The sequence below is a fragment of the Streptomyces boncukensis genome (assembly GCF_011045075.1).
GTDB lineage: Bacteria > Actinomycetota > Actinomycetes > Streptomycetales > Streptomycetaceae > Streptomyces > Streptomyces boncukensis.
In genome coordinates this window covers 1-2,443 of sequence record NZ_JAAKZZ010000775.1, presented here as the reverse complement: position 1 = coordinate 2,443, position 2,443 = coordinate 1, and the positions used below count along the sequence as shown (strand labels likewise).

Here is a 2,443-nt window from a genome sequence, read left to right as displayed (position 1 = left end):
TCTTGCGGCGCTTGGCGGCGGCGCGGTCGGTGGGGAGCTGGTCCCAGGCGCGGCCGGCGGTGTCCGGCTGGCGGCGGAAGAGGCCCATCAGCCGCGCTCCTTCGCGCGGGCGCGGGCGTCCTGCTGCTGGTGGGCGTGGCGGAGCGCGTCCCCGGAGGCGTAGTCCTCAGCGCACCGCTCGACGGTCGCGGGCTCGGTGGCGGTGCGGTCCTCGCGCGGCGTTGCGGGGGTGTCCTTGGTGTGCGGCTGGTCGGTACCATCCGGCATGGTCATTCCTCCTGGTCAGGTCAGGTAGGGGTGATGTCTCGACTCCGTGTGCGACCACGGGTCGGGGTTGGGCGGGCCCGGTGTGCGACCACCGGGCCCGTCGTTTCCAGCGGCCCCGTCTTGTGTGCGACCACGAGACGGGGCTTTGTGCTGAGTAGCGTGAGCCACTTGCTTCACCGTAGGGGGCCCCTACAGTATTGGCAAGCGGCCCACCCGATCCGAAGGGGCCGATGTGGGCAACGAGGAGGTACAAGGGGTGACTGACGCCCTGGATGCGATCGAGAACATCGAGGACCCCGAGGCGCGAGTACGGGCGAAGAGCCGCGTGATGGCCGAACAAGTCGTGCGGAACAAGGCGTGGTCAGCCGAGCGCCGCGAGATGATCCTGGAGCTGTGGGACGAAGGCCGCGGACTGTCGTACCGACAGATCGCGGAGCGGCTGGGTTGCAAGCTCAGCACCGTGCAGGACGTGTTCAGAGGCTACACGGGTTCAGGGAAACATCGCCCCAAGACTTCACCTGAAACGAAAAAACTCTCCAGAGAGGATACGGATAGGTAATCTATCCGCGCTTCTGCATACACGAAGTGCGCATCAGGCTCTTGCTGTGCATACTGCGGACAGGGGGCCACAGGAGGCGCACGATGGAACACCCCAATGAAAAATTTCGAGATCAGATCAAGGAACACCTCAAGAGTGACGAACCACCCGATGCGCGCGCCGAGAATGCGCTGCGGCTGATCGCGGAGGAACTCCGGAGCGAAGTACATGCGGAACAGCTACAGCCTGAAGAAGGCCAGGGCCAGGATGCTTTCTCCGTCGTCGACTCCTGGGCTTCTCTGGTCTCTTTTGCAGTGGGCTCAGTCTATGCACCTCAGTCGCCGTTTCCGCGACCTGGTTGGTCGCGCGGCGTCTCGGAGATGCTCAGTCACATCGTGGAGCTCCTGAGTCAGTGCCTCAAGAGACTGAGGGGCCTTTCTGCCCCAACTTCGTGGGCAATCGTCGTGACATTTCCCTGGGGGCTATCGCTTGAAGTCTCGTGGAGCCTGGAGCGATGATTCGAGTCTGGCACTCTATGACTGTGCGGTAGCACCCCTCGGCCATTGATTCCGGGTCAGGGCGTAGCGTCGTCGAGCTGCCGCTCAAGCTCGTCCCTGCCGGCCTGGTTGGCTTGCCGGATGCCGTCCATGTAGGCATCGAGGTACTCGCTGTCCGGGAGTCCCGCGCAAGGCTTGGGTGTGGGTTCGGAGTGGACTTCTCCGCTGGATGTGTCTGCGGCACGGTCGGCGACGGCGTTGGTGCAGCGGCGGATGGTCTCGGACTTGCTGACCTTCGCTGGCGCGGAGGTGGTCTCGTCCGTGGGTGTCGACGTGGATGCGGCAGGCTCCGGGCTGTCGCTGCTGCTGCATGCGGTGCCTGCGGCGAGTAACACGGCCGCCACGAGCAGGCCAGCGATACGGGTACGGTGCATGAGAGCGTCCCCCCAACGGTGCGGATGTCGGGGGGCATCGTGGCGTGTGAGGCGCGGACACAGCGGCAACGTGACCGAACCGTTACCGGGAACACCTTGACCGCCCGAGGGGCTCGTTGTCCCGGGTGGTCGTTGCCGCGGCCCTGCCTGGCGGGCAGGACGGGTACGGACCGTCCGGCTCGCGGCTGGACGGCCCACAAGGCGTTGGTACGGTGGCGCGGGTGCCCCGGCTGCTTACCTCAGCCGGGGCCGGCGCCGGGCTGGGGGTCCCAGCCGGATACGTCGGTGTGCCGGGTGGAGTCCGGCAGGACGGGGCGGCGGCAGTGGCTGCACCGGCTGGTGCTGTGTCCTACGAGGAGCAGTGCGGTGAGTTCGGTCATCGGTCGTCGTCCTCCTCGTCGTACCCGATCGGGTCGTTGACCTTGTAGGTGGCCGTGACCCTCCAGCCGTCCCGCTCGAACTGCGGGATCACCTCGGTGACGATGTGCTTGCGGTCGGCGCTGTAGCCGCCACCGATCCCTCCCGGGCCGGTGATCTTCACGGTCTCGTCGTCCACCCACAGCTCGATGGCCACCTCTTCGAGGCCGGTGATCTTCTTGGCTTCGCGGGGTGCGAGGTACCAGACCTCTTGGACGTGACTGTCGTCGTGCGTGCTCATCAGCGAGCCTCCTCGGGCTGGTAGTTGGTGATGTCGGGCAGGTCGGTGA

General features: G+C 66.1%; 6 protein-coding genes. 2 read left to right on the top strand and 4 right to left on the bottom strand.

What is annotated here, in order from left to right; genetic code table 11:
- Positions 1 to 87: 87 nt before the first annotated feature.
- Positions 88 to 267 (bottom strand): hypothetical protein, encoded by a 180-nt coding sequence (locus G5C65_RS35445; protein WP_165303166.1) that lies wholly within the window; start codon positions 265 to 267, stop codon positions 88 to 90.
- Positions 268 to 523: 256 nt separating this feature from the next.
- On the opposite strand from G5C65_RS35445, the gene G5C65_RS39860 reads away from it, so the two are divergent.
- Together G5C65_RS39860 and G5C65_RS35435 are read left to right on the top strand one after the other, a co-directional pair.
- Complete coding sequence (locus G5C65_RS39860; protein WP_165303165.1) at positions 524 to 826, top strand: helix-turn-helix domain-containing protein; 303 nt, start codon at positions 524 to 526, stop codon at positions 824 to 826.
- Positions 827 to 909: 83 nt separating this feature from the next.
- A complete protein-coding gene (locus tag G5C65_RS35435; protein ID WP_165303164.1) occupies positions 910 to 1,323 on the top strand; it encodes a hypothetical protein in 414 nt (137 codons plus the stop codon).
- A gap of 56 nt (positions 1,324 to 1,379) precedes the next feature.
- Here G5C65_RS35435 and G5C65_RS35430 read toward each other — a convergent pair whose 3' ends face one another.
- From G5C65_RS35430 to G5C65_RS35420, 3 genes are all read right to left on the bottom strand, one after another.
- The gene (locus G5C65_RS35430) at positions 1,380 to 1,736 is read right to left on the bottom strand and encodes a hypothetical protein (RefSeq protein ID WP_165303163.1); all 357 of its coding nucleotides are present in this window, start codon (positions 1,734 to 1,736) and stop codon (positions 1,380 to 1,382) included.
- A gap of 239 nt (positions 1,737 to 1,975) precedes the next feature.
- The gene (locus G5C65_RS35425) at positions 1,976 to 2,116 is read right to left on the bottom strand and encodes a hypothetical protein (protein WP_165303162.1); all 141 of its coding nucleotides are present in this window, start codon (positions 2,114 to 2,116) and stop codon (positions 1,976 to 1,978) included.
- Positions 2,113 to 2,394, bottom strand: coding sequence for a hypothetical protein (locus G5C65_RS35420; protein WP_165303161.1), 282 nt, complete (start codon positions 2,392 to 2,394; stop codon positions 2,113 to 2,115). Before G5C65_RS35420 ends, G5C65_RS35425 begins: the two co-directional genes overlap by 4 nt.
- Between the last annotated feature and the right edge of the window lie 49 nt (positions 2,395 to 2,443).